Source organism: Butyricimonas sp. RTP31003st1_G1_RTP31003_210430 (assembly GCF_040920905.1).
In the GTDB taxonomy this organism is placed as follows: domain Bacteria; phylum Bacteroidota; class Bacteroidia; order Bacteroidales; family Marinifilaceae; genus Butyricimonas; species Butyricimonas paravirosa.
Genome location: NZ_JBCOSQ010000136.1, coordinates 1 through 2670 on the forward strand (window position 1 = coordinate 1; position 2670 = coordinate 2670).

At 46.2% G+C, this 2670-nt stretch carries 3 protein-coding genes; 1 reads left to right on the top strand and 2 read right to left on the bottom strand.

What is annotated here, in order from left to right:
- Positions 1–137: 137 nt before the first annotated feature.
- Both rd and AB5542_RS21195 read right to left on the bottom strand, forming a co-directional pair.
- Positions 138–302 (bottom strand): rubredoxin, encoded by a 165-nt coding sequence (rd, locus tag AB5542_RS21190; protein ID WP_065219960.1) that lies wholly within the window; start codon positions 300–302, stop codon positions 138–140.
- 50 nt (positions 303–352) lie between these two features.
- A complete protein-coding gene (locus AB5542_RS21195; protein ID WP_279038949.1) occupies positions 353–1729 on the bottom strand; it encodes an aldehyde dehydrogenase in 1377 nt (458 codons plus the stop codon).
- Between the two features lie 118 nt (positions 1730–1847).
- Here AB5542_RS21195 and AB5542_RS21200 point away from each other — a divergent pair.
- Positions 1848–2670: EamA family transporter (locus AB5542_RS21200; protein WP_368243450.1), on the top strand; the 823-nt coding region annotated here is incomplete at its 3' end.

A 2670-nucleotide genomic window follows, 5' to 3' on the forward strand; every position in this document is an offset into this window, starting at 1 on the left:
TTTCAATTAAGGTAATTAATCATTCTGGAATTCAAATCGTTATAAAGAATTTACCAACTATTTTTGGCCACATGGCCAAAATGGAACTTTTTACAGCTTTCAACTTTTATCTTTTAGTTTTTATCTTTTAACTTCATTTACTCCTCCACCGGTTCGAAATCTTCTTTACCAACGCCACAAAGCGGGCAAACCCAATCTTCCGGAATATCTTCAAATGCGGTTCCAGGTGCGATTCCACCATCTGGATCACCTACTGCAGGATCATAAATATAGCTACATACTGTGCAAATGTACTTTTTCATAGTCTTCATTGTTTTAAAGTTTCCAACAAATATAATAAACTCACCAGACATTACATGAATTTTTTCAATAAATTCAAGTGTTTATACGGGGCATAACGAAAATGGTTATCAAAAAATGTGAAAGATTTTACCACGGAACGTAAATTACTGAAAAGTTCAAAACTTGCTTTCCCGTGATACTTTCCGATTCCACTCATCCCCACACCCCCGAAAGGCAAACGGGGATTTGCCAGATGCACGATTGTGTCGTTCACACAAGCCCCTCCCGAAGAGGTTCGGTTTAAAACTTCACGAGCCTCTCGCTCGGGTCCGAAATAATACAAGGCCAAGGGTTTCTCCCGCTTATTCACGAAACGAATCACGTCATCTATCTCCCGGTAGGTCAGTACGGGTAGAATGGGACCGAATATCTCTTCCCGCATGATCGGACTATCAGACTCCACGTCAATCAGTACCGTAGGAGCAATATACTTTTCCTCCACGTTCACCTCACCCCCGACAACCACCTGTCCGGAAGAGTGCATCAAGCGCGCTAACCTTTCTGTCCCCTCCCGGTGAACAATCCGCGGATAATCAGGACTTTCATACGGGCAATCCCCATAAAATCGTTTCACGGCCAGTCTTACGGCCTCAACAAACTCTGTCCTTTGATCTTCATGCACAAACACGTAATCGGGGGCAACACACGTCTGCCCGGCATTGATAAACTTTCCCCAAGCCGTACGACGAGCCGCAATCTCCACGTTCGCACCACGCCCCACGATACAAGGACTTTTCCCGCCCAACTCTAAAGTTACCGGGGTTAAATGTTTCGCCGCCATTTCCATAACATGTTGTCCGAAACGGGGACCTCCCGTGAAAAAAATATAATCAAAATGCTCTCTCAACAACTGCTCCACCACATCCCCTTCTCCATCAAACACAGATACATAAGCGGGTTCAAAAACTGCCGCAACAATCTTCTTTATAACCTCCGCCGTTGCCGGCGCAAAAGGAGACGGTTTCAACACAACACAATTCCCGGCAGAGATGGCACCGATTAAAGGTTCCAACAATAATTGAAACGGGTAATTCCAAGGGGCGATGATCAATACAACACCATACGGCTCGTACATGATCCGGCTTTTCGAGGGCCAAAAAGCCAACGGGGTTGCCCGTCGTCGGGGTTTCACCCACCGTCTCAGATGTTTCACGTGATAGTCAATCTCCCCCAACACCATACCGATCTCCGTCAGGTAAGCCTCTCCCCCCGACTTTCTCAAATCACTCCACAAAGCCGCATTTATCTCTTCCATCTGTCCGGTAATAGCCCGCCTCAACGCCCTCAAACGTCCTATCCTGCAAGCGACCTCCCTTGTCATTCCCTTATCAAAAAACTCCCGTAAAGGAATCGTGTACTCCTCTTTTCTAGTTTCCGATTCTACCATATCTCAATCATTCCTGTATCATGTTGTTATAAATACTAAAACAAAGGTATATTTTATTTTGACAAAAAACCTTTTCTCCATCGAATCGTTATATCCGGAGAGAAACAAAAAACAAAATATGAAAATAGGTGCTTTATATGCCTTACTATCAGTCATAACATGGTCGATCATCAGTGTCATCACCCGTTTTTGCCTGTTAAACTACGAGGCCAACATTCTCGTGTTCGCCTCCATGCAGATTTTCGCCGGGGGAGTCGCGCTATTACTTATCCGAAAACCTGTAACCGCAGAAGGCTGGAAAGCAGGTGTCGGTTATTCATGGCTGTACACGTTACTGCAAATATTCCGGAATTTCTTTCTAGCCGCAGTTTACCTGTACATCACCAGTACCGAAACCAGCTTGTTAATCAACATAGAAGTTGTAGTAACGGCAATACTGGCCTACATCTTTTTCAAGAGAAAACCCCACAGTAGCGACATCGTGGGGATGCTCGTGATCACGGTCGGCATTATCCTGTTTATCCGTACCCTCCCGGAAGCCATACAACTACGGGTCTCCATTCTCGTCTCCCTGGCAGTTCTGGCAAGCTGTACACGAGCCATCGTGGTAGAGAAAACCACTATCGCCAGTCCCAACACCTCCGTACGCCAAAAATGCGGGATCTCCGGATTCACCATGTTCTGGGGTGGCACGTCGGTCATACTTTTCTTAATCCTGATCGCCCTCGTGGAACACTATTTTGCCAAGGAACTTATGGCCATCCCGTTTTCAATGCTCTACCTGCCTAAGCTCACCGAGATATTCCACCCGATGACGATTATTGCCGCCTGCGTGACAGGTTTCCTACTCACCTCACTCTCCACGTACCTATACTACGCCACCCTGCAAACGGCAACTGCCGAAACCTTCATGACCTTCCGGGCCTTCCAGCCCATGCTAA